Source organism: Methanophagales archaeon (assembly GCA_021159465.1).
In the GTDB taxonomy this organism is placed as follows: domain Archaea; phylum Halobacteriota; class Syntropharchaeia; order Alkanophagales; family Methanospirareceae; genus G60ANME1.
Genome location: JAGGRR010000188.1, coordinates 1 through 1,704 on the forward strand (window position 1 = coordinate 1; position 1,704 = coordinate 1,704).

Here is a 1,704-nt window from a genome sequence, read left to right on the forward strand (position 1 = left end):
AGTTGGGAATAATTGCGCAGGAACGACAGCAGTTTGATGAGGCGGAGCAGTGGTATCGTAAAGCGCTTGAAATAAGAGAGAGGCTGGGCCTGCAAAGGGATGCCGCTACCGATTATCACCAGTTGGGAATAATTGCGCAGGAACGACAGCAGTTTGATGAGGCGGAGCAGTGGTACCGTAAAGCGCTTGAGATATTTGAGAAGCTGGGCTTGGAAAGATACGCCGCTTACGGGTATCATCAGTTGGGAATAATTGCGCAGGAACGACAGCAGTTTGACGTGGCGGAGCAGTGGTATCGCAAAGCGCTTGAAATATATGATAAGATTGGGCATCCTCCTTTAAAAGTAGATACATTAGCACAGTTTGGTGTTTTACGCTTTCACCAGGGACGGCTCCACGAGTCAGTGGCATGGTTCGCAAAGGCTTATGGAATCGCATCTGCATACAGGATGCCAGTTGTAGAAATGATAAAATCATCGATTAGAAGACTGCTTGAAGCGATGGGGAGAGAGGGATTCGTGAATGCGTGGCGAGAAGCGACAGGTGGCGAAGAGCCGAGAATTGATGAGATTAAAGTTAAAGGGCAAATACGGCGGGAGAAAAATTAAATTAAGCAAACACCTTTTTATTTTTATGCCTCTCGACTTGGGGGACCATCGCAGGAATAATAGGATCACTAATCGCAGTAGTAGTAGGTATATTGTGGAGATTTGCAGTGTGGTATGGGGGGTTAAGGGAATGGAGAAAGAAGATAGACGAATGGAAGACGAGCCTCGCTAATTTAAATTTGGAAAGATGGATGGGCTCAACAGATACGAAACTCGATACGTTGAGTGGTTCAGTTAAAGAACTCAAAGGGTCTATTGAAGGACTAAAAACTACTGTGGAGATTATAAAAGAAACTATTGAGCGAGAAACTATGGATGGCATGGTCTCCAGGCATAGCCCGCTCGTAGCTTCCGAAAAGGCAATAGAGGTATTGAAAAGGGTCAATCTCATGTCAGAAATAGATAAAAATTGCGATTTCATTCTGGCGGAGGTGGATAAGAAGTCGAGATTATTTATATACACAGACCTGAAGACGCCGGAAGAGAGGATTACGGAAATAGCTCCTTCAATCGTGCATGAGTTGATAAAATCGGGAAAAATAGAAGAGAAGAAAGTTGATTTGGCACTGAAAGAGCTTGAAAAGATATTTGGTACAAATGCTGCCACATACTATGGCGTTTTGTTGCTCATTACCGCTTATATTCTGGAAAAAAGAAGGAAAGAGGGAAGTTCTATAAGTGATACCGCACCACAGAAGTTAGTTGATTTTGCTATGGTAAGCATTCCTAACATGATTTCATCGCAGGACACTGTTGAACTGCTACAAAAATATAATTGGGATATAAACAAAGCAATAGATGAACTGGAGAGGACTCTAAGAGTACTTGGAGTTGTAGATGAGAAAAAAGAATCTTCGCTCATTCTTAAACTCTCCGTTCTTTACGAGGAAAAAGGAGAGTTGAATAAGGCATTAGAAGTATGTCAAAAAGCATTGCAAATTTTTGATAGGATAGAAGACCAAAGAGGCGTCGCTACTGCTTATCATCAGTTAGGTATAATCGCACAGGAAAAATCACTTTTGGATGAGGCAGAGCAGTATTATAGGAAAGCACTTGAAATATTTAAGGGACTTGGAATTGAAAGAAATATTGCAGC

At 42.2% G+C, this 1,704-nt stretch carries 2 protein-coding genes; both read left to right on the forward strand.

All coding sequences use genetic code 11. From position 1 onward, the window contains the following. Positions 1-608: tetratricopeptide repeat-containing protein (locus tag J7J01_08185; protein MCD6210845.1), on the forward strand; the 608-nt coding region annotated here is incomplete at its 5' end. A gap of 107 nt (positions 609-715) precedes the next feature. Beyond that, on the forward strand, positions 716-1,704 hold a 989-nt coding region (locus J7J01_08190; GenBank protein MCD6210846.1), incomplete at its 3' end, for a tetratricopeptide repeat protein.